The organism is Serratia sp. (in: enterobacteria) (assembly GCF_051654945.1).
In the GTDB taxonomy this organism is placed as follows: Bacteria; Pseudomonadota; Gammaproteobacteria; order Enterobacterales; family Enterobacteriaceae; genus Chania.
This window is the reverse complement of the sequence record NZ_JBOFZA010000072.1, coordinates 133,516-153,526: the sequence shown is the minus strand read 5'-3', so window position 1 is coordinate 153,526 and position 20,011 is coordinate 133,516. Positions and strand designations below refer to the sequence as shown.

The window sequence follows — 20,011 nt, the reverse complement described above, 5'->3', positions numbered from 1 at the left end:
TTAAGCTGATTGTGAAATAAATTTCAGTTCACTTACAGGGTTGGGTAATCGGTATAACCTTCGGCACCGCCACCGTAGAAGAAATCGCCGCGAGGTTCGTTGAGCGGAGCCTGCTGCTTGAAGCGCTCTACCAGATCCGGGTTGGCAATATAGCTGCGGCCAAAGGCAACGGCATCAATAAAGCCCTGGGCGATCAGCTCTTCCGCTTTCTCCGCCGTATAGGCACCAGCGCCAATAATCACGCCTTGGAAGTGCGCTCTTACTGCGTCGCGGAACGCGGTGGAGTAAGGCTTGCCACCGGCCCAATCCGGTTCGGAGATATGCAGGTAGGCGATGCCACGCTTGTTCAGCTCTTCGATCAGATACAGCGCCGCCTCTTCCTGATCTTCACCGTTATCCAGGCCATTGAATGGGCCCAGCGGAGAAATACGGATACCAACGCGATCGGCGCCGATCTCGGCGATAGTGGCATCGACCACTTCCAGCGTCAGACGGGTACGGTTTTCAATGCTGCCACCGTATTGGTCGCTACGTTGGTTGGACGCTGGGGACATAAACTGGTGCAGCAGGTAACCGTGCGCGGCATGCAGCTCGATATAATCAAAACCGGCCTCTAGCGAGTTGGCCGCAGCCTGACGGAAATCGTTGACGATCCCTGGGATTTCATCCGTTTCCAGCGCGCATGGGGTAGAGGTTGGCACACGCACCCAGGCCCCGGTTTCATCACGCACCGTGGTGCGGGTTTCGGCATTGATCGCGGAAGGCGCGACCGGAGCCTGCTGGCCCGGCTGTAAGCTGGAATGAGAAATACGGCCTACGTGCCACAGCTGCACGGCGATATGGCCCTGTTTGTCATGTACCGCCTGGGTGATCTTTTTCCACGCGGCAATTTGTTCCGGGGTATGCAGACCGGGAGCGCCGGCATAGCCTTTCGCCTGGAAAGAAATCTGGGTGGCTTCGGTGATCAGCAAACCGGCACTGGCACGCTGGGCATAATATTCCCCCATCAACGGTGTAGGGATGTCACCTGGCTCGATGCTGCGCAGTCGAGTCAGCGGAGCCATGAACACACGGTTGGGTAATGTGGTGTGGCCAACTTTGATTGGAGAGAACAACTTTTCAATCTTCATAGTGCATCCTATAGTATTAGACCAGTCGACTAGTGATGATAAACACTTTCGCTACAATGTCTTTCGGGTAACCAGGGGGTGTTATAGCTGCGCTGGGCGCAACAGCAATTCGATACTTTCCAACGCACAGGTCAGTGGGGCGACCGAATGGCGGATTTTAGCCCGCAACGACGCGCCCAACCACAGCGAGTAAAGCGTTTCCGCCGTAGCGGCCGGGCTCATGGAAACAGCCAGTGAACCTTCACGGATGCCGCGCTCGATCGCTTCTTGCAGATGGCCGATCACGCGGCTGGTGCCCGCTTCCAACGCATGGCGCATAGGTTCAGACAGATCGCTGACCTCTGCGGAGAGTTTCACCGCCAGGCAAGCGTTATGACACTCACTGCGGCAGTGGAAGCTGATGGCCTGCGCGTAGTAACTTAATAACTGATTACGTGCATCGCTACGGTTGTCGGCAAACAGCGCCTGCATCTGTGCGTCGTAATGGGCAAAATAGCGCTGCAACATCGCTTCGCCGAAGGCTTCCTTCGAGCGGAAATAGTGATAGAACGACCCTTTAGGCACGCCGGCGGTGGCCAGCAACTCACTCAGGCCCATGCCGGTAAAGCCAAGGCGCAGGCTGAGGGTTTCGCCGGTAGCAAGCAGATGTTCTCGGGTATCCCCGTTGCAATTCGTCTGTTTTGTCATAATGGAAATGAGCATAATAGACCGACTGGTCTAGGTCAAGCCGCAGATAAAAAAAGCCGGTAAAAAATACCGGCTGAGAATGATCGCATTGAACCGGCGCCGCCTGCGGCACCCGTTTGGCGTTACGCCTTGCGGCAGCGTTGCAGAATATCCAACTCGGGCTGATATTGCTGGGTTTGCACGTTCAACATACCCAACATGGTATGGAACAGATTATCCTGTGAAACCTTATCGGTCTGCGCCAGGGATTGCAGGCATTGGCGGTTAATGCCGAAGTTGCGCTCATAATCTGCCGACATCCACATCAGGAAAGGCACGCGGGTCTGCTGCGAGGGAGCGAACATGTAAGGCGTACCGTGCAGGTACATCCCGTTTTCTCCAAGCGACTCACCGTGATCGGAGAGGTAGACCATCGCCGTATTGAATTTTCCGCTGTATTGCTCAAGCAGCTTGATGGTGCTGTCCAGCATGGCGTCGGTGTACAGTAACGAATTGTCGTAGGTATTCACCAATTGCTCGTGGGTGCAGTCCTGGATCTGGTTGCTGTCACAAGTCGGTGAGAACTGACGTATTTCGGGCGTACTGCGGCGATAATAAGCCGGACCATGGCTCCCCATCTGATGCAGTACGATCACGCCATCTCCTTGCAGGCCATTGATGTAGTCGCCCAGTTTATGCAGCAGCACGTTATCCATGCAGACATCGCCATCGCAATACTGCGAGAGTTGCAACTTGGTCATGTCGATATGCGGGATGCGATCGCAGGCCCCCTTGCAGCCGCCGTCATTTTCGCGCCACAGCAGGTTCACTCCGGCATGTGCCATCACATCCAGCATGCCTTCCTGGTGGGCGGCCAAGGTGGCGTCGTAATCGCTGCGCGGCATGTTGGAGAACATGCAGGGCACGGAGATAGCCGTTTCGGTACCGCAGGAGCTGGCATTTTTGAAATAGACCACATTGTCCTGCTTCAAGCGGGGATTGGTCTCCCGCGGATAACCACCCAGCGAAAAATTTTCTGCCCGCGCGGTTTCACCGACCACCAATATCACCAGGGTCTTCTTGGCCTGGCCACGGATCACCGGACCTAAATGAGCATCCTCACCAATTTTGACCAACGGCAAATTCTTGTGGAAATAGCGGTGTTGAGCGTACTTGATGCTACCAGACACAAAATTGGAAGGGGTGAGCATTTTCACCACGCTTTTATTGTTGCGGATCAGCGAGGCGTAATCTTTATAAAACAGCGCCGCAACCAGCAGGATCACCACTACGGAAAGCATCACGTTCGCCGCGCGCAGGCCAAGCATATACCACCAGGGGCGGGTTTTATTGATGCGTACAAAACACACGAAAACGGCAGGTAAAATGCCCAACAACAGTAACCATAGCCCCATACGCGGGGTGAGCAGCGCCGTGGCTTCCTGTGGGTTGGTTTCGAAGGCGTTCTGCATCATGTTGCCGTCAATCACCACGCCGTAGCTGAACATAAAATAGTTAGCCGCCGCGCTGCCGAGCAGCAGCAGAATAATCAGAGGCTTACGCAGGAAAGGGATGGTCAACACGCTGAAGATAATGTTCAGGGCGCAGAAAATAACAATCGGCATGGTTGCCGCAAAAATGACGCTGCGTACATTATCGAAGGTGATATATGACCAGGCCTGGTGAATAAATAGCAGGTTCTGGAAAACCGTGAAGAATAGGGCGCAGGCCAGGATAAAGCCCAAGCTGTTGTAGTGTAATAATTGACGTAAGCGCATTGCTAAATCTGGATCCTGCTATGAGGTAATGCGCTGAAATTTACCAGATGAAACTTAAGATAACCTTAGACGTAGCGAGCGGCTGCCAAAAGGCAGCCGCAGGCGGTTTGTTAATAGGCAGCGGTGAACTGGGCCTTGATAAACTGCGGTTTTTCAACTTCGTCGATAATGGCGACGGCAAGGTCTTCTACCGAAATGCTGGCCGGTGCCGAACCCTTCATCAGCAACTGCGTGGTGCCCAAACGGAATTGACCGGTACGCTTGCCGGGTTCCAGCAGTGCGGCAGGAGAAAGGTAGGTCCAATCCAGCTGGGTTTCGGTTTTCAACGTATTACGTAAATCACGCACCGCCATGGCTCCCGGACGAATGTTTTCCGGGAACTCGGGGGTATCAACCAACTCAACCCCTGGGGCCACTTCCAGGCTACCGGCACCACCAACGTACAGCAGGCGTTTAACCCCGGCTTTTTTTACCGCCGCCAGAATTTGCTGAGCACCCTTGGCGGTTTTCTCGTACAGGTCGGTTTCCCCCCAACCCGGGTTATAGGCGCTGATCACCACATCATGCCCGGCCAATTGCTGCTCCAGCCACTGGCCATCGGCCACGTCACCCAAAGCGACGGTAACATGGGGATCTTCTGGCAGATCTTTGTTTTGCCGGGCGATGGCGGTCACTTGTAGCCCGCGTGACAGGGCCTCATCCACTACGTGGCGGCCAACAAAACCGGTTGCTCCAATAACGACGACTTTCATGAGGTTTCTCCTGTGACATGCTGTTTAGCGGATAGCCGTGCCACTTAGTGGCGGCTCAGTAGTCATACTATAAGCCTTAACAATAGTGGTGATTAGTGGCATATTCATGCTTTCTTGATTAAGTAAAACTTCATAATCATGGATAAGTTGCATCGAATGGCGGTGTTCGCCACCGTAGTAGCCGAGGGATCCTTTGTCGCTGCGGCTCGTCGGCTACAGATGACACCCTCCGCGGTCAGCCAACATATACGGTCGTTGGAAAAGGCGCTGGGGGTGCCGTTATTGCATCGCTCAACTCGCCGTTTGGCTCTGACCGATGCGGGAGAAGCCTTTTACCCTGGCTGCGAAGCCATGTTGCAGGAAGCACAGCGTGCCGAGCAACGGCTGGCGGAACTACGGGATACGCTGGTTGGCGAGCTACGTATTGCTACTACCGTCGGTATCGGCGGCGGTCCCTTGGCGGAAGCCCTGGCGCCTCTGCTGCTGGCGCACCCGAAGCTGACGCTGCGCATTCTGGCGGACGACCAGGTGGTGGATATGATCGAGCAGCGGGTGGATATTTCGCTGCGCGTGAATCTGCAACTGGCAGATACCAACCTGATTGCTCACCCACTGAGCGCCTGGCCCATGGTGCTGTGTGCCGCACCACGGTATCTCAGCCAGCATGGCGTGCCAGAAACCCCCCAGGAACTGGTACAACACCGCTGGATCACCGGCAGCGGCCATGGGCTGCATCTCGATTTACATCACCAGGCGGGGGAAACCTTCAAACTTCGCCTGGCGGCTGGGCAGGTTGTCAGCGGCAGCATGAACGTCATGCGGGCCTTTACCCGCAATGGATTGGGGATTTCCGGTCAACCGCTGTATGAGATTGCTGACGAACTGCGCCGAGGAGAGCTAATCGCCCTGTTACCGCAGTGGCGGCCAGCGCCATACCGGCTGCATGCGCTGACGCTGGAAAGGGTGCTGCCAGAGAAAACACGCCAGGCGCTGCACTATTTGCGGGATTATTTTCGCCGACATGGGGAAAAGCCGCTTGCCATTGGCACCGATGACGTCTTCAATTAACGGTACAACGCAGGAGGACGTGTGGCCCAGCAACTCGAGTTCTTTGACATCCCCAGCCCGTGCCGTGGCATTTGTCAGGCCGATGAGCGTGGCTATTGCCGTGGTTGTTTGCGCAGCCGCGAGGAACGCTTTGGCTGGATGCAGATGGACGATGTACAGAAGAAGGACGTGCTGCGCCTGTGCCGCCAGCGTTACCTGAGATCGCTACGTGCCGGCAAGCAACCAGACGAAATCCCGCCTGAGCAGCCCTCCCTGTTTTAAACTTTATTGTCGATTTTCCCGATCTGCCGCACGTTAAGGCCCCTTTTGCGTTTCCTACGCCTTGGGCGCTTGTGTATGCTGGCGTTAACTACTGTCATGAGGTTTAACAATGCTGAATCGTATTAAGCTGGCGCCACAAGGGCCTGAGTTCTCGCGCATGATTTGCGGCTACTGGCGTTTGATGGAGTGGGGCATGTCACCGCAGCAGTTGCTGACGTTTATCCAGCAGCACGTCGAGCTGGGGGTGACCACGGCAGATCATGCGGATATTTATGGCGGCTATGCCTGCGAACAGGCATTTGGTGAGGCTATCAAGCTCAAGCCTTCGGTGCGTCAGGAGATGGAACTGGTGACCAAGTGCGGTATCGCGACGACGGCCAAACCGGGCAACCCGATCGGTCACTACATTACCGATCGTGAGCATATTGTGCACAGCGCGGAGCAGTCGTTATCGCATCTGCATACGGATTACCTGGATTTATTGTTGATCCACCGTCCCGATCCGTTGATGGATGCCGATGAAGTCGCAGAAGCCTTTGTGACGTTACATAAAAGCGGCAAGGTGCGTCATTTCGGCGTTTCAAACTTTACGCCAGCACAGTTTTCCCTATTGCAGTCGCGTCTGCCGTTCTCGCTGGCTACTAACCAACTGGAGATTTCCCCGATCTATCAGCCTGCAATCCTCGACGGGACTCTGGATCAATGCCAGCAACTGCGTATCAAACCGATGGCCTGGTCCTGCCTGGGGGGCGGCCGGTTGTTCAGCGATGCCGAATTCCAGCCACTACGTGATGAACTACAGGCTGTGGCGCAAGAGATTGGCGCCGAAACCATTGAACAGGTGGTGTATGCCTGGGTGATGCGTTTGCCTTCTGCACCGCTGCCGATCATCGGCTCAGGTAAAATCGAGCGCGTACGTTCGGCCTTGAAGGCGCAAGAGCTGACATTGAGCCGCCAGCAGTGGTTCCGCATTCGTAAAGCGGCGCTGGGCTACGACGTGCCTTGAGTTCAACTGGCAAAGGCTGGCATCGTGCCAGCCTCTCTACCGCTATTTCACTTGCTGAACGCTGAAGGTTTCGTTTTTATACGCCAAGGTGACAACTTGTACACCTTGGCTTGGTTGCCATGAGGAGTCGGGCAACCGTTTGTTGAAGAACGCGTTCAACACTAACGGATGAGTGAAGACGATCACTTTACCTTGGCTAAACGCATATTTCTGACCGATAGCGGACAGAAATTTATCCAATCTATAGGCGGCGCTCTCGCCACTTTCCCCCTCATCTGGCGAAACAAAATGGATCAGATTGTTTGCCGAGAACAGGTTTCTTGCCGCGTTGCTCGGGTCGCCTTTCAGCGTTGCCACCTTTTCGGCCTCCCAGTGGCCCAGGAACATTTCATTCAACTGGTTATCTTGCTGGATCGGGATGTGGTGGTCTGCCATCACGCGTTGGGCAGTTTTGTAACCGCGCCCCAATTCGCTGCTATAAGCCGCGATGAACCGGGTAGACTTGAGTGCGTGGCGTAATTGCTGGTTAGCTTTTTCGCCTGCGTCGGTGAAATCTGAGTCCGTGGTGCCTTCCATGACGCCAGCTTGCTGCAACTGGGTCAGTGGATTCACGATCAGGGTGATTTCCAGCGGTGACAGGGCTTTTTCTCTGGCGTAACCGGATTTAAGGTAATCAGTATTATTAAAATCGATCAGATGGAATTGACCCTGGTTTAATTCCAGCACCGAGACGCTGGTATTAGCCAATCCGGCCAACGGTTGGTTGGCTCGATATTTTTGCAGGTAGAAAGCCATCGATGAGTGGGCGGTGACCAGAATATTGCCATTCTGATCGGGATGCTGTGCTGCAATTTGTCGCAACGCACCTTCAAAGCGCGCAGAGAAATCAGACATATTCTCGGCATTGACTGGCGATTTGAAGGCTGAGTCGTTATAGGTACCGAAATAGAATGCGAAGTCGTTGCCAGAATGGCCAAATTTTGCCGTCAGATCGTCAATACGCCCCCCCTCGGCATCACCCCAGGAAATATCTTTCAAATCTTCAATCTGTTTCACCTGCAGGTTGCGGCCACGCAAAATCTGGTTGGCGGTTTCATAGGCTCGGCCCAGAGTGCTGCTATAACCGGCGATAAACTCTACTTCTGCCAACCCCAGCCCTAAGCTGCTGGCGTCGTAACGACCTTTCGGTGTCAGTTGGGCGTTACCGCCACCGCCGATGGTCATTTCCTTGATATTGGAGTAGGTCTGCCCGTGGCGAACTAAATAAAAGCGCAGCGTTTTTGACTGCTCTGCGTTGGTTTGATCGTGCGGTATGGGCACTGCCGTTTGCGATAGAGTCGTACCAGGGAGCCATATCATGGCTAAAAACAGAGCCACCAGCGGGATTATTTTCTTTTTCACGCACTATTCCTTTTAATTATCAGTGAGATTGCAGCTTAGGAAATAACAGGTATGGGTACCTTTGCGTTACTGACACGTGTCGACGGAGAGTGGCAAAAAGCCAAGGAATAGCGGGAGGGAGGTCACAAAATGTTATAGCAGGATCGCATGTCGTCTGATTAATGGCTATTTCCGGCTATGGCGGAATTTATTCGGTATATACTCCCTATGGACTATAACTATCGCATGGAGGTTGATTGATGAAACGTTATTGGTGTGCGGCATTGGGTTTAGTGGCCTGTGGCGTGGCGCAGGCAGCAACGGTTGATGTCGAAATGAACCTGGTGACCGGCCAGGGAATCGGGCAGGATATTGGTAAAGTCACAATTAGCGAAACGCCTTACGGCCTGCTGTTTACCCCGCAGCTGAAAGCCTTACCTGCTGGTGTACATGGTTTTCACGTGCATGAAAAAGGGAGCTGCGAGCCGGGTATGAAAGACGGCAAGGCGGTAGCCGCGCTGGCAGCCGGTGGCCATTTCGATCCACAGAAAACCGGTAAGCACCTTGGCCCTTATGCCGATGGGCATTTAGGCGATCTGCCCGCCATTTACGTGACGGCGGATGGCATGGCGGATACCCAGGTGCTGGCACCTCGCTTGAAGAAAATCAGCGAAATCGAAGGCAAGGCGCTGATGGTACACGCCGGTGGTGATAACCACTCCGATCAACCCAAGCCTCTGGGTGGTGGTGGCGATCGCTTCGCCTGCGGCGTAATCAAGTAAACCAGCCGCCCGCGTCAGCCTGGCGTGGGCGCTGTTGTCTCTTCCGGTGGGATGATTGCCTGCTGTAGTTGTTGCAGTGAGCAGTAAAGCCGCCAAATCAACCCTGCCAAATCTCGGGCTGCCTGTTCAGGATGTTGGGCCAGTGCGGAACTCATGCGTTGCAACTCAAGCAAAGTGGCGTCCAACGACGCATGCTGCACTCCTTTCTCGGTCATGACTCCCTTCAGGCAATGAATACAAACGTCTCTGACGGCAGACAGCGGGTCTGACCGGGTTTGCCACTCACGCAAGTGCCAGACTACGTGGCTGCAATTCAACAGCACCACTCCCCAGCGCAATAGCCAGGTGCGAGCCTCCTGATCCAGGCTTTGATTCAGTTGACTGATGCGGTGATAAATACGCGACTCGAACTGGCTTTCGCTTTGCTGCGGTTTCTTGCTCAACTGATCGATAAAATCACGGCGCAAGGCGCGGATAATCCGTCGGCTTTTACGTTTGTCCGAGCTGGGCCGCAGGATTTGGAAAGCCAGACCGGCCAACAGCACGCCGGCAATTTTGGCAAGGCTGTCATTGATATACGCCTGATAGTCGTAGCTTGGCGGGTTGGTCACCGCGAGAAACGATCCCATAAACACGATCAACTGACCCCACAGCGGGGCGAAAGGGGGATTTTGCAGCTTCATCATCTGCATCGTCACCAGGGTTGGGAACAGGAAGGCGCAGAATACCCAGAAGTCATCGATCTGGATCATCAAACCGAACTTCATCACAAAACAGAAGGCAAACAGCAGGGAAACCGCCTTCAGTAGGGTGGTGATGGATTTGATCGGCGAAGGTGTAGAAGAATAGAGCACGCAGCTGATAGCGATTAGCGTCAGCGCCGAGCTGCCTGCTTCCCATTGGGTGGCGATCCAGTAAGCGCAGCCGATCTGAATGCACAGAAAGGTGCGTAGTCCGTTGTAGGCCGCTTCATAGCTGTCGGTATGGCGTGCCAGTGAGGTGACCCGGGGCGGCTCAATATCGCTGGCCTGAGTGGCGTTTTCCAGCCGGTGCAGCCAGCGGGTACAGCGCAGGTAGAGCCAGCAAAAGTGGCGCAGGCGCAAGAAGAAAGCGCGATGGCGGTAATCGGTTGGATCCTGGGGTGCGATGGCCACCAGAATATGCGCCAGCCGGTATTTGTCGGTAGTGGGATCGCGTAATTCATTCAGCAGTTGATCCAACACCGCCGCCAGATTTTCCGGGCGATCGGGCCAGTTTAACAACATGCGGCGCAGGCTGGAGATAACGCTGGTGATACGCAGTTGCTGATGCAGCATATAGTTGAGAATATTGTTTTGCCGACGTAGCCGGTAATGGCTCCAGAAGGCCTGAATGCGCAACAGGTTCATGGTCAGGATCTGGCCGATAACGCCCTCGTGGGAGGTACGCATTCGCAGGCTGATTTCCGGCTGCCACAGCATGGCGGCGTGCTCCAGCAGGCGTAAGTGCATACGGCGCAGCGAAACCAGCAAGGTTTCACCATCCGAGGTGCTGGGCAGGATCATCATCATCAGCCCGCCGCACAGGATCCCGGTGATCACCTCGCAGACGCGCGCCTGGGTGATATCAAAAATTTGCTGGGTATCGGTAATGTTAACCGTGCCAAACACGATGATCGCGGCGGTATAGCCCGCCAGGGCAAAGGCGTAGGAAACGTTGTTCTGATAGTGGTTGGAAATGTAGGTACATAACCCCAACCAGCTGGCAATCGACAGGGTGAACAACCAGGGATCGTTCAGGCAGCCGGCAATCAGCAGTGAGGCCATCGCCCCGAGCAGGCTACCGAAAATGCGGCCAATGCTCTTGCTGATCACACCGCCAACCGTCGGGAAGCTGACGACGGCGGCGGAGGTCAGTGCCCAATAGGGCTCGTCCAACTGCAATACAAAGGCGACCCACAATGCCAGGCACATTGCCAGGGTGTTGCGTAACGCATAGCGCCATTGCCCTGCGGTGGCTTTCCCCCAGGGCGAGCGCTTCCATTCAAGAAAGGGCAGGTTCACACATTAGTCCTGCTGATGTATGGAGATGGTGCAGGTGGTGCCTGCGACCAGCGGCAAATCGACCGGAACATCGACCAGTCTGATCCGTACCGGCACCCGCTGTGCCAGGCGAACCCAGGGCACGTTAGGTTTCACATCCATCAGTAAATCACTGCTGCTGTCGGCGCTTTGGTCGTAAATGGCCCGGCCAATGCTTTCAACCACGCCTTGCAGCCGGATATTGCCGTTATACAATACGATATCCGCCTTACGGCCCTCTTTGATATGCCTGAGTTTGGTCTCTTCGAAATAACCGAGCACATAGAATGAATGGGTGTCTACCAGCGCCACCAGCGGTGTACCTGCGGTGGCGTAGTTGCCGACGCGGGCCTGTAAGTTGGTGATGTAACCGTCGGTTGGAGCATAGATCCGCGTTTTGCTGAGGTTCCATTTGGCCTGTTCCTGATTGGCCTGTGCTGCTTTATACGAGGCTTTCATTGCGGCGGCGGCCAGGTTCGACTCATCCAAATCCTCTGAGGAGATGACGTTGCGGGGCAGGCTGCGGCGACGGGCCGCCTCGTGGTCGGCCTTGGCCATATCAGTCTGGGCTTTAGCCAGAGCCGCCTCGGCATTATCCAACGCAATCTGGTAGGGAACGGGGTCAATGCTGAAAATCAGAGTCCCCTCAGGGACGAACTGATTGTCATGAACCATAATTTTCTCTAATCTTCCAGAGACTTCCGGGGTAATATTGACGAGTTCTGCCCGCACCTTACCGTCGCGTGTCCAGGGGGATTGCATATAGTAATTCCATAACCACCAACCGGCGCAAAGCGCGATGGCACAAACAATAACCGTCGAAAAATACTTTAATGTCTTATGCTTCATGAGCTACCAACTCGCTAGGAGCCACAGGGAACCGCTGACGGTAATGACGAAGAGGGACAAATCCATCAGCATGGGGTGCCAGATATCACCGGAGTACATCCAGTCGCGCAGCAGATGATGTACCAGCAACCAGAAGACCAATCCGAGTAAGAATGCTTTAAAGATGGGAGGGAAATAAAGCGATGCACCCAGCACCAGGTCGGGCAGGGGTGACGCAGTATGGAGCCAAGGCGTATTCACGTTAGCAATCCCTATGAGTGAATATGAACAATGTTTGCATAGAGGATAACCAATTACGGATAAAAGTGGTGTCTATTTTTACTATTTGGATTATATACATTTGTGTTTTTAATATGATTTAACCAAAATGGTCTACACTCTGGGAGTAATGTTAGCATGCTAATTATAAGGAGGTGGAAGTGGAATCAACGTTAGGTTCAGATTTAGCACGATTAGTTCGTGTTTGGCGGGCGCTGATCGATCATCGGTTGAAGCCGTTGGAGCTCACACAAACGCATTGGGTTACTTTGCACAATATCAATCGGTTACCGCCTGAGCAGTCGCAGATCCAGCTGGCAAAAGCGATCGGCATTGAGCAGCCCTCATTGGTCCGCACCCTGGATCAACTGGAAGATAAAGGATTGATCACCCGTCATACCTGCGCCAACGATCGGCGCGCCAAGCGAATTAAGCTGACCGAAGCGGCAGAACCGATTATTCGTGAAGTGGATAGCGTCATCACCTCGACCAGAGGCGAAATTCTCAGCGGTATCTCGGCAGAGGAAGTAAAACTTTTAGTCGGTTTGATTAGCAAGCTGGAACAGAACATCATCGAACTGCAAGAAAAACAATAATTCCAGCGCTTTTTTTATTCAATTATGTCACGGCAACATACAGAAGCCGGAGGCCCAGGGGCCTCCGGTTTTGCATTATGGCGAAGCTGTTACAGAGGAGAAACGGTAACGGTACTGCCGTTTTGTGCCATACGTACACGCTGCCCTGGGGTGAACTTGGTTGACCCGGCTTTCTGTACCACCACGATATTTTCTTTATTATCGGTTTTGATTTCCAGCTCCCAGGCGTTGCTACGGCTAGCCGCGCTGCCGACGCTGTCGCCGACGACACCACCGGCTACGGCACCCGCTGCGGTTGCCAGGCTACGACCTGTGCCCCCACCGATGGTATTCCCCAGGAATCCACCCAGCACTGCACCGCCGATGGTGCCAAGCATGCTTGAGCCTTCACCGCCCTGAATTTGTACCGGGCGTACGGATACCAGGGTACCAAAGGTCACGGTTTGCACCTGTTTAGCCTGAGAGGCGGAATAGACATCACCGGACGCGGTTTGGTTTGCACAGCCCGCCAGTGTGACTGAGGCGAGAGCGACAACGAGAAGACGCTTGATCATATAAAGCTCCTGCAGTAGGTAATCCAGACCTGGGAGGTTGGCCCAGACCAGGTTCTATAAATATTACGGCAACTATGGCTGAATCGATGTGATCTCACCCATTGGCTGCTTCTGTATACAGCTTAGCTTTTCTCTGTTCAACCAATAATAAACGGTGGTTTAGCTTTGTGACAGAACTGAAAACAAATAAGCGCGGCTTTTATCATCCCATGCTGTTGGATATGTAACCAATTCTCAGCATAAAATAAACAACTTCGATCACAGGCTGTAAAAAAGACATCATAATTCATGGCGTTAATCGTGCAATTCTGGTCTATTTACAGGGTGAATAAGGTTGCAACCTGGAAAGGGTAAAGGATATTGCTGATGAAGTCAGGCCGCTATATCGGTGTTATGTCTGGCACCAGTCTGGATGGGATCGACGTGGTGCTTGCCGCGATCGATGAACGTATGGTGGCGCAACAGGCAAGCTATAGCCACCCCATGCCGATCCAACTGAAAAAAGATATTCTGGGGATGTGCCAAGGGCAGCAGACCACGCTTTCCGCCGTAGGGCGGTTGGATGCGCAGTTGGGCACACTGTTCGGTGAAGCGGTGCTGGGGCTGTTAAAACAGACGGGTATTCCGGCGCATGAAATTACCGCTATTGGCTGTCATGGCCAAACGGTGTGGCATGAGCCAGAGGGGGAGACGCGTTTCTCGATGCAACTGGGGGACAATAACCGCATTGCAGCGTTGACCAATATCACCACCGTGGGGGATTTCCGCCGCCGTGATATGGCCTATGGTGGTCAAGGGGCACCGCTGGTTCCGGCATTTCATCAGGCTTTGTTGGCTCACCCCTCCGAGCGGCGCATGGTGCTGAATATCGGCGGCATCGCTAACCTGTCCCTGTTACTGCCTGGCGCAGCGGTTCGTGGTTTTGATACCGGCCCTGGCAATATGCTGCTCGATGCGTGGGTATGGCGGCACCGCTCGCAACCTTTTGATAAAGACGGCCTGTGGGCAATGGAAGGGCGCGTTTGTCTCCCGCTGTTGCAGCAGATGTTGGCCGATCCCTATTTCGCCTTGCCGGCACCGAAAAGTACCGGCCGGGAATACTTCAATATCAGTTGGCTGGAACAACAGCTGGCGACGATGCCGGGGTTAACGCCGGTGGATGTGATGAGCACGCTGGTGGAGTTGACTGCTACCACCATTAGCGAACAGGTGTTGCTGGCGGGGGGCTGCGAGCGGCTGATGGTCTGCGGTGGCGGTGCCCGTAATCCGTTGCTGATGGCGCGTATGTCCGCCTTACTGCCGGGCACCGAGGTCGCTACCACGGACCAATTTGGCGTCAGCGGTGATGATATGGAGGCGTTGGCCTTTGCCTGGCTGGCATTTCGCACCCTTTCCGGTCAGCCGGGTAATCTGCCTTCGGTAACCGGTGCCCGTTGTGAAACCCTGCTGGGTGGGATTTATCCGGTTTTGCCATCGGGCCACCGCTAGCTCTGTTAGGATAAAGAAAAGGTTACTATCTGAAGGAGCATTTGATGAACAAAATAGCGATGGTTGGCGGAGTTCTGGTGTTGGCGGGGTGCAGCTACGTGATGCCGCAACAGAGCGAAACGTTGCACTATCAATGCGGAACGACGCCGCTCACCGTGGCGCTCAATGGTGAAGAGAGCACGGTCAGCTTCCTGATGGACGGCGAACAGCTGAAACTGAAACAGGTGATAGCGGCGTCCGGTGCCAAATACAGCGACGGCAAATACACCTTCTGGTCGAAAGGGCAAAACGCCTTTGTCGAGCGCAATGATAAAGTGATTATGAGTGATTGTGTGTTGGCTAACCGCTCCACCAATGCTTGAGGCTGGTGGGGATAATACAGGTTAGCCGAGCGTTGAGCGCAGGAATGCGCGATTGCGAGCCCCCACGGACGGGTTTACGGCGTGTCGGCGTTCTGTTTATCCCCACCTGCTGCACTAAAGCCGCAGAACGATTGAGATCCTGCTGCTACAGGCGCAGAATATGACAACGAATTTACCGCTTGGTTGCTAACCCAGATGACTGATAATAATGAGTTTGATGTGGCGGATCTGCGCCGTGAATATACCCGTGGCGGCCTGCGTCGCAACGATCTGACCGTCAATCCCCTCGATTTGTTCGAACGCTGGCTCAAACAGGCTTGTGAAGCACGCCTGGCCGATCCTACCGCCATGTGTGTCGCTACCGTGGATGAGCAGGGGCAGCCGTTCCAGCGCATCGTATTGCTCAAGCATTTCGATGACCAGGGGCTGGTATTCTATACCAACCTCGGCAGCCGCAAGGCGCAACAGCTGGCGCAAAACCCGCATATCAGCCTACTGTTCCCGTGGCATATGCTGGATCGTCAGGTGATCTTTCTCGGCAAGGCCGAGCGGCTCTCGACGCTGGAAGTGATGAAGTACTTCAACAGTCGGCCTAAAGACAGCCAGATCGGTGCTTGGGTGTCACAACAGTCAACGCGCATCTCCGCTCGTGGCATCCTGGAAAGCAAGTTCCTTGAGCTGAAGCAAAAGTTCCAGCAAGGGGAAGTGCCGTTACCCAGTTTCTGGGGCGGTTTCCGGGTAAAATTCAACTCCGTTGAGTTCTGGCAAGGGGGCGCGCACCGCTTGCACGACCGTTTCCTGTATCAACGCGCGGGAAATGACTGGAAAATTGACCGACTGGCACCCTGATAGACCGAAAATCCCCCTTAAGCGCTGGCACTGATGCCGCTGGCGCTTTATTCTATGCGCTACCCCGAATTTTATGATTTTCGCCAATGGGCGAAGGCCGTGTACCGGCAAAGGTGCATTCGTTTATACATGGAGAAATTGATGGCTAGCATCAACCTGATTCAACAACTGCAAGAGCGGGGCCTGGTGGCTCAAGTGACGGACGAGGAAGCGTTAGCAGAGCGACTGGCGCAAGGGCCAATTGCACTGTATTGCGGTTTCGATCCGACCGCTGACAGCTTGCATTTGGGCCATCTGGTGCCTCTGCTGTGCCTGAAGCGTTTCCAACTGGCCGGCCATACGCCGGTAGCGTTGGTAGGTGGCGCGACCGGGATGATCGGCGACCCGAGCTTTAAAGCCGCTGAACGCAAACTCAACACCACGGAAACGGTCAACGAATGGGTCGAGAAAATCCGCAAGCAGGTTTCTCCGTTCCTCGATTTCGACTGTGGCAGCAACAGCGCCATTGCGGCCAACAACTACGACTGGTTCGGCGGCATGAACGTGCTGACCTTCCTGCGCGATATCGGTAAGCACTTCTCGGTCAACCAGATGATCAACAAGGAGGCGGTCAAGCAGCGTCTGAACCGCGATGACTCCGGGATCTCCTTCACCGAGTTTTCCTATAACCTGCTGCAAGGGTACGACTTCTCCGAACTGTACAACCGCCACCAGGTGGAGTTGCAGATCGGCGGTTCCGATCAATGGGGTAACATCACCTCAGGCATCGATTTGACTCGCCGCATGCATCAGAAGCAGGTGTTTGGTCTGACGGTGCCGTTGATCACCAAGGCAGACGGCACCAAGTTTGGCAAGACCGAAGGTGGCGCGGTATGGCTGGCTCCGGAAAAAACCAGTCCGTACAAATTCTACCAGTTCTGGATCAATACCGCGGATGCGGACGTGTATCGCTTCCTGAAGTTCTTCACCTTCCTGAGCATTGAAGAGATTAATGCGCTGGAAGAGGAAGACAAGAACAGCGGCAAGGCACCACGTGCCCAGTATGTGCTGGCAGAAGAAGTGACCGGTATGGTGCATGGTGCAGAAGGTCTGGCCGCTGCGAAGCGTATCACTCAGAGCCTGTTCTCTGGCGCACTGCACGACATGACCGAGGCAGACTTTGCCCAGTTGGCGCAAGACGGTATGCCAACCATCAAGCTGGAAAGCGAGGCGGATCTGCAACAGGCATTGGTTAATGCCGAGTTGGTCCCTTCACGCGGGCAGGCCCGCACCATGATCGGTTCCAATGCGGTTACCATCAACGGTGAGAAGCAGTCCAATCCGGAATATCTGTTTACCGACAGCGATCGCCTGTTTGGCCGCTATACGCTGCTGCGTCGCGGCAAAAAGCATTACTGCCTGGTTGACTGGAAATAATCTGAACGGGCGCAGTACGCGCCCTTACACTATCGCCTAGGTCTCACCGCACTAGCCAACCTCATATTTTTGTGGGGTTGGCTGTTTTATCGCGATCGCGAGCTTTTTCCATAATCCCATCATTATCGCCTTCCGCGCTGGTGCTGCATTGTGCCGGTTTAATACCAGAGGAGATAAGGAACTCATCCCCAGTTTTGCCAACGCGCTACGCTTATAATAGCTTACCGTTTTGTAGTGGATTGCCAGACCGCCGGCAATCTGATTCAGGCTTTCCCCGCCCAGCAGTTTTCGTAACACCAACCGCTCGTACTGCGAGAGTCCGGCTCGGGGATCTTTAACCTTCATTTTTTCAGCCGCAGCGATCTCCTGCAGGTGCTTGAGTAAGGCAGCCAACGGGGCTGATGAGGCCGTTATCGACCAAACATTTTCCAGCCCGCTAAAGCAACGCTTCAAAACATTCATCGAGCTCAGATTCCCCATCAGCACGACTTGGCTTGAGGGATGCCAGTGTGGCAATCGTTCCCCAATCAGTTCAAGGAGCGAGGCCAGGTTATAATCGTTATTGCGTAATATCAGGACCACGATATCGACAACGGGTAACTCTGCCAACAGAGACTCACATGGTGTCGCATCACGTGTGCTGGCGACCAGTTCAACTGATGCAGATAGTTCGGACTCGTTGATTAATGCTTCCAACCCCATCCGGGTAAAATGACAGGAACATTGTAATACTAATTTTTTCTTGCGCATCGCCTTCTCATCAGCAGTCTTGGTAGTTAATAGTGTTTTTTAAATTAGTCGTATCTGGTTAATGCAGGTGTTGCACGGAGTTTCTTCGTAATAGCAGCTCTTTCATACGCACTATTGAGGTTAAGCAGGTATGTGGCGCTTTATGAGGTTTCCAGTATAGAGTTCAGCTTAAACGTTATGAATTAACTAATTTGCATTGGCGATAACAAAGTTTCATATTGAAGATAAATACATGTCACTAGCGGTTGTAAATGTGCTCCTTTGTCATTTTTTAATTAAATAACACGTTTAAAATCAATTGGTTGAAATCATGCGTGTTTGGTATAAAACCAATTCCCCATGTCTGCTATTTAGGGTGGTGCGGATTTTTATTTTCGTTATGCAGTTTTTGTATGAGGAATAAAAATTACTTCATTTACTCTCTTTGTAAGAATATTCTATAGTGCTCCACAGCAGCGACAGGTATCCAATATTGGAATTGTCAGTCACTTCTTGTCGTCACTCGTGAATACTAAATAATGCTTGGTTGAACGCATTGAAAATAACCTTTGCATTGAGGGTTATTTTTATCTCGTTCATAGAAGAACGTAAATAGGTTCGACGTTTCTTAACGATAAGGACGTCATACAAGAGTTAATTATACGTAAGGAATACTGTAATGAAAAAAATTCTTCTGTCCGCGATGGCTACCGTTGCTCTCTCTTCTGGTATTGCTCAGGCCGCTTCTAGCGGCACTATCACCTTTAACGGTGAACTGACCGCCAACACCTGTGATGTTGTTGTTGATGGACAGGATGCGGACGCGACCGTAGTTCTGCCAACCGTGAGCACCAACCAGCTGCAAACCGCGACCCGCACGGCGGGTGATACCGGTTTCGTGATGGCGCTGAGCAACTGTGCTGGCACCTTGCAGACCGCTTCTGCCTTCTTCCAGGCGGGGGCCTCTGTTGATGCCGTGACCGGTCGTCTGACTAATCTGAGCGGCACCGCAGCCAATGTCAGCCTGCAATTGCTGGATGGCTCTAGTTCATCACAAGCCGTGATCAAGGCCGGCAGCCAGGATCAGGTCACCGCCACGACCTATCAAAACGTCACCAGCGGTAGCACCACCTTGCCATACATCGTCCGTTACTACGCGGAAGGCGCAACCACTGCCGGTACTGTAGTCAGCAACGTTGTTTATTCTATCCAGTACCAGTAATGGGCTGTGGGAGAGGGCCTACCTCTCCCAATGAGTCAGTTTGTTCGGAGTGTATAATGAAGTTTCTTTCTGTTAATTGGCGCCAGATTACTACCTTGTTCACCGTTGCCTTGTTCAGCGCCAATGGCCTGGCGAGTGTGGTGATTAGCGGTACGCGGGTGATTTACCCCTCTGATGCCAAAGAAATCAGCGTCAAGATCAGTAACGGTGGCCGTTCTCCGGTCTTGTTGCAGAGCTGGATCGATAACGGAGATGCAGATGCCAAGCCGTCGGCGATCAAAGTGCCGTTCGTGCTGACGCCACCGATGAACCGTGTCGAACCTGGCAAAGGCCAGACGCTGCGTATCAGCTACGCTGGCGGCTCGCTGCCGATGGATAAAGAATCGGTGTTCTGGCTGAACGTGCTGGAAGTCCCGGCCAAAGCCCAGACCAAAACCGCAGAGAACCGCTTACAGATGGCTTTCCGTTCGCGTATCAAGCTGTTCTATCGCCCAGCCGGGTTGGAAGGTAATCCTAACGAGGCGGTGAAGGCCTTGACCTGGAGCAGCCAGGGAAATCGTATTCAGGCCACTAACCCAACGCCGTACTACGTATCGTTGGTGAATCTGTCGGTAAATGGCAAAAAGCTCGACCATGCGATGGTGGCACCACGCAGCACCCTGACGTTGGATCTGGCAGGTTTTGCAGGAAGCAAAATTGCTGGCAGCTATGTGAATGATTACGGTGCGGTTGCCGCGTTTAATGCAGAGATAAAATAGCCTCGTTAATTAATAAAAACAGCTCGCATCAATCAATAAGTCAGTAT

At 53.6% G+C, this 20,011-nt stretch carries 21 protein-coding genes; 11 read left to right on the top strand and 10 right to left on the bottom strand.

The features are described 5' to 3' along the window. Positions 1-32 precede the first annotated feature (32 nt). The 4 genes from ACRDCA_RS11160 to ACRDCA_RS11145 form a co-directional block, all read right to left on the bottom strand. On the bottom strand, positions 33-1,130 hold the full coding sequence (locus ACRDCA_RS11160) for an alkene reductase (RefSeq protein ID WP_438689571.1): 1,098 nt from the start codon (positions 1,128-1,130) through the stop codon (positions 33-35). A gap of 81 nt (positions 1,131-1,211) precedes the next feature. Then, a complete protein-coding gene (locus ACRDCA_RS11155; RefSeq protein WP_438689570.1) occupies positions 1,212-1,832 on the bottom strand; it encodes a TetR/AcrR family transcriptional regulator in 621 nt (206 codons plus the stop codon). Positions 1,833-1,939: 107 nt separating this feature from the next. Then, positions 1,940-3,574, bottom strand: coding sequence for a phosphoethanolamine transferase EptA (gene eptA, locus ACRDCA_RS11150; protein ID WP_438689569.1), 1,635 nt, complete (start codon positions 3,572-3,574; stop codon positions 1,940-1,942). A gap of 110 nt (positions 3,575-3,684) precedes the next feature. After that, complete coding sequence (locus tag ACRDCA_RS11145) at positions 3,685-4,326, bottom strand: NAD(P)-dependent oxidoreductase (RefSeq protein WP_438689568.1); 642 nt, start codon at positions 4,324-4,326, stop codon at positions 3,685-3,687. 138 nt (positions 4,327-4,464) lie between these two features. Here ACRDCA_RS11145 and ACRDCA_RS11140 point away from each other — a divergent pair, with 138 nt between their 5' ends. From ACRDCA_RS11140 to ACRDCA_RS11130, 3 genes are all read left to right on the top strand, one after another. Continuing rightward, positions 4,465-5,394: a LysR substrate-binding domain-containing protein gene (locus tag ACRDCA_RS11140; protein ID WP_438689567.1), complete on the top strand. Its 930-nt coding sequence runs from the start codon at positions 4,465-4,467 to the stop codon at positions 5,392-5,394. 21 nt (positions 5,395-5,415) lie between these two features. Further along, positions 5,416-5,655 carry a DUF1289 domain-containing protein gene (locus tag ACRDCA_RS11135; RefSeq protein ID WP_025118939.1) on the top strand — a complete coding sequence of 80 codons (240 nt, stop codon included), beginning with the start codon at positions 5,416-5,418 and terminating at the stop codon, positions 5,653-5,655. Positions 5,656-5,764: 109 nt separating this feature from the next. After that, the gene (locus ACRDCA_RS11130; protein WP_438689566.1) at positions 5,765-6,661 is read left to right on the top strand and encodes an aldo/keto reductase; all 897 of its coding nucleotides are present in this window, start codon (positions 5,765-5,767) and stop codon (positions 6,659-6,661) included. Positions 6,662-6,703: 42 nt separating this feature from the next. Here the strand turns inward: ACRDCA_RS11130 and ACRDCA_RS11125 are convergent, their stop codons facing one another. Next, positions 6,704-8,062: a histidine phosphatase family protein gene (locus ACRDCA_RS11125; protein WP_438689565.1), complete on the bottom strand. Its 1,359-nt coding sequence runs from the start codon at positions 8,060-8,062 to the stop codon at positions 6,704-6,706. A gap of 239 nt (positions 8,063-8,301) precedes the next feature. Here ACRDCA_RS11125 and sodC point away from each other — a divergent pair, with 239 nt between their 5' ends. Next, positions 8,302-8,823 carry a superoxide dismutase family protein gene (gene sodC / locus ACRDCA_RS11120; RefSeq protein ID WP_025118936.1) on the top strand — a complete coding sequence of 174 codons (522 nt, stop codon included), beginning with the start codon at positions 8,302-8,304 and terminating at the stop codon, positions 8,821-8,823. A 14-nt stretch (positions 8,824-8,837) separates the two neighbouring features. On the opposite strand, the gene ACRDCA_RS11115 is transcribed toward sodC, so the two are convergent. Genes ACRDCA_RS11115 through ACRDCA_RS11105 form a run of 3 tightly spaced genes read right to left on the bottom strand, consistent with a single transcriptional unit; the run spans position 8,838 to position 11,972 of the window. After that, the gene (locus ACRDCA_RS11115) at positions 8,838-10,865 is read right to left on the bottom strand and encodes an FUSC family protein (protein ID WP_438689564.1); all 2,028 of its coding nucleotides are present in this window, start codon (positions 10,863-10,865) and stop codon (positions 8,838-8,840) included. 3 nt (positions 10,866-10,868) lie between these two features. Beyond that, on the bottom strand, positions 10,869-11,732 hold the full coding sequence (locus ACRDCA_RS11110) for an efflux RND transporter periplasmic adaptor subunit (protein WP_438689563.1): 864 nt from the start codon (positions 11,730-11,732) through the stop codon (positions 10,869-10,871). A gap of 3 nt (positions 11,733-11,735) precedes the next feature. Next, complete coding sequence (locus tag ACRDCA_RS11105) at positions 11,736-11,972, bottom strand: DUF1656 domain-containing protein (protein ID WP_438689562.1); 237 nt, start codon at positions 11,970-11,972, stop codon at positions 11,736-11,738. Positions 11,973-12,151: 179 nt separating this feature from the next. On the opposite strand from ACRDCA_RS11105, the gene slyA reads away from it, so the two are divergent. Continuing rightward, entirely contained in the window at positions 12,152-12,586 is a 435-nt protein-coding gene (gene slyA, locus ACRDCA_RS11100) for a transcriptional regulator SlyA (RefSeq protein WP_438689561.1), read from the top strand. 89 nt (positions 12,587-12,675) lie between these two features. Here the strand turns inward: slyA and ACRDCA_RS11095 are convergent, their stop codons facing one another. Next, entirely contained in the window at positions 12,676-13,140 is a 465-nt protein-coding gene (locus ACRDCA_RS11095) for a glycine zipper 2TM domain-containing protein (protein ID WP_438689560.1), read from the bottom strand. Between the two features lie 366 nt (positions 13,141-13,506). On the opposite strand from ACRDCA_RS11095, the gene anmK reads away from it, so the two are divergent. The 4 genes from anmK to tyrS all read left to right on the top strand — a co-directional run bounded on the left by anmK (position 13,507) and on the right by tyrS (position 17,255). Beyond that, positions 13,507-14,628 carry an anhydro-N-acetylmuramic acid kinase gene (anmK, locus tag ACRDCA_RS11090; protein ID WP_438689559.1) on the top strand — a complete coding sequence of 374 codons (1,122 nt, stop codon included), beginning with the start codon at positions 13,507-13,509 and terminating at the stop codon, positions 14,626-14,628. Between the two features lie 44 nt (positions 14,629-14,672). Next, positions 14,673-14,990: an MliC family protein gene (locus tag ACRDCA_RS11085; RefSeq protein ID WP_438689558.1), complete on the top strand. Its 318-nt coding sequence runs from the start codon at positions 14,673-14,675 to the stop codon at positions 14,988-14,990. 195 nt (positions 14,991-15,185) lie between these two features. Then, complete coding sequence (gene pdxH, locus ACRDCA_RS11080; protein WP_438689557.1) at positions 15,186-15,839, top strand: pyridoxamine 5'-phosphate oxidase; 654 nt, start codon at positions 15,186-15,188, stop codon at positions 15,837-15,839. A 141-nt stretch (positions 15,840-15,980) separates the two neighbouring features. Beyond that, positions 15,981-17,255: a tyrosine--tRNA ligase gene (gene tyrS / locus ACRDCA_RS11075; RefSeq protein WP_438689556.1), complete on the top strand. Its 1,275-nt coding sequence runs from the start codon at positions 15,981-15,983 to the stop codon at positions 17,253-17,255. 51 nt (positions 17,256-17,306) lie between these two features. On the opposite strand, the gene ACRDCA_RS11070 is transcribed toward tyrS, so the two are convergent. Next, entirely contained in the window at positions 17,307-18,005 is a 699-nt protein-coding gene (locus tag ACRDCA_RS11070) for a helix-turn-helix domain-containing protein (RefSeq protein WP_438689555.1), read from the bottom strand. Between the two features lie 658 nt (positions 18,006-18,663). Here ACRDCA_RS11070 and ACRDCA_RS11065 point away from each other — a divergent pair. Both ACRDCA_RS11065 and ACRDCA_RS11060 read left to right on the top strand, forming a co-directional pair. Next, positions 18,664-19,206, top strand: a complete 543-nt coding sequence (locus ACRDCA_RS11065; RefSeq protein WP_438689554.1) for a fimbrial protein — start codon at positions 18,664-18,666, stop codon at positions 19,204-19,206. A gap of 56 nt (positions 19,207-19,262) precedes the next feature. After that, positions 19,263-19,964 carry a fimbria/pilus periplasmic chaperone gene (locus ACRDCA_RS11060; RefSeq protein ID WP_438689553.1) on the top strand — a complete coding sequence of 234 codons (702 nt, stop codon included), beginning with the start codon at positions 19,263-19,265 and terminating at the stop codon, positions 19,962-19,964. The last annotated feature ends 47 nt before the right edge of the window (positions 19,965-20,011 follow it).

What these genes read in the sequence shown, in the direction of transcription:
- ACRDCA_RS11160 (WP_438689571.1), bottom strand. Translation starts at nt 1,130, where the DNA reads ATGAAGATTGAAAAGTTGTTCTCTCCAATCAAAGTTGGCCACACCACA.
- ACRDCA_RS11155 (WP_438689570.1), bottom strand. Translation starts at nt 1,832, where the DNA reads ATGCTCATTTCCATTATGACAAAACAGACGAATTGCAACGGGGATACC.
- eptA (WP_438689569.1), bottom strand. Translation starts at nt 3,574, where the DNA reads ATGCGCTTACGTCAATTATTACACTACAACAGCTTGGGCTTTATCCTG.
- ACRDCA_RS11145 (WP_438689568.1), bottom strand. Translation starts at nt 4,326, where the DNA reads ATGAAAGTCGTCGTTATTGGAGCAACCGGTTTTGTTGGCCGCCACGTA.
- ACRDCA_RS11140 (WP_438689567.1), top strand. Translation starts at nt 4,465, where the DNA reads ATGGATAAGTTGCATCGAATGGCGGTGTTCGCCACCGTAGTAGCCGAG.
- ACRDCA_RS11130 (WP_438689566.1), top strand. Translation starts at nt 5,765, where the DNA reads ATGCTGAATCGTATTAAGCTGGCGCCACAAGGGCCTGAGTTCTCGCGC.
- sodC (WP_025118936.1), top strand. Translation starts at nt 8,302, where the DNA reads ATGAAACGTTATTGGTGTGCGGCATTGGGTTTAGTGGCCTGTGGCGTG.
- ACRDCA_RS11110 (WP_438689563.1), bottom strand. Translation starts at nt 11,732, where the DNA reads ATGAAGCATAAGACATTAAAGTATTTTTCGACGGTTATTGTTTGTGCC.
- ACRDCA_RS11095 (WP_438689560.1), bottom strand. Translation starts at nt 13,140, where the DNA reads ATGATCAAGCGTCTTCTCGTTGTCGCTCTCGCCTCAGTCACACTGGCG.
- anmK (WP_438689559.1), top strand. Translation starts at nt 13,507, where the DNA reads ATGAAGTCAGGCCGCTATATCGGTGTTATGTCTGGCACCAGTCTGGAT.
- ACRDCA_RS11085 (WP_438689558.1), top strand. Translation starts at nt 14,673, where the DNA reads ATGAACAAAATAGCGATGGTTGGCGGAGTTCTGGTGTTGGCGGGGTGC.
- pdxH (WP_438689557.1), top strand. Translation starts at nt 15,186, where the DNA reads ATGACTGATAATAATGAGTTTGATGTGGCGGATCTGCGCCGTGAATAT.
- tyrS (WP_438689556.1), top strand. Translation starts at nt 15,981, where the DNA reads ATGGCTAGCATCAACCTGATTCAACAACTGCAAGAGCGGGGCCTGGTG.
- ACRDCA_RS11070 (WP_438689555.1), bottom strand. Translation starts at nt 18,005, where the DNA reads ATGCGCAAGAAAAAATTAGTATTACAATGTTCCTGTCATTTTACCCGG.
- ACRDCA_RS11065 (WP_438689554.1), top strand. Translation starts at nt 18,664, where the DNA reads ATGAAAAAAATTCTTCTGTCCGCGATGGCTACCGTTGCTCTCTCTTCT.
- ACRDCA_RS11060 (WP_438689553.1), top strand. Translation starts at nt 19,263, where the DNA reads ATGAAGTTTCTTTCTGTTAATTGGCGCCAGATTACTACCTTGTTCACC.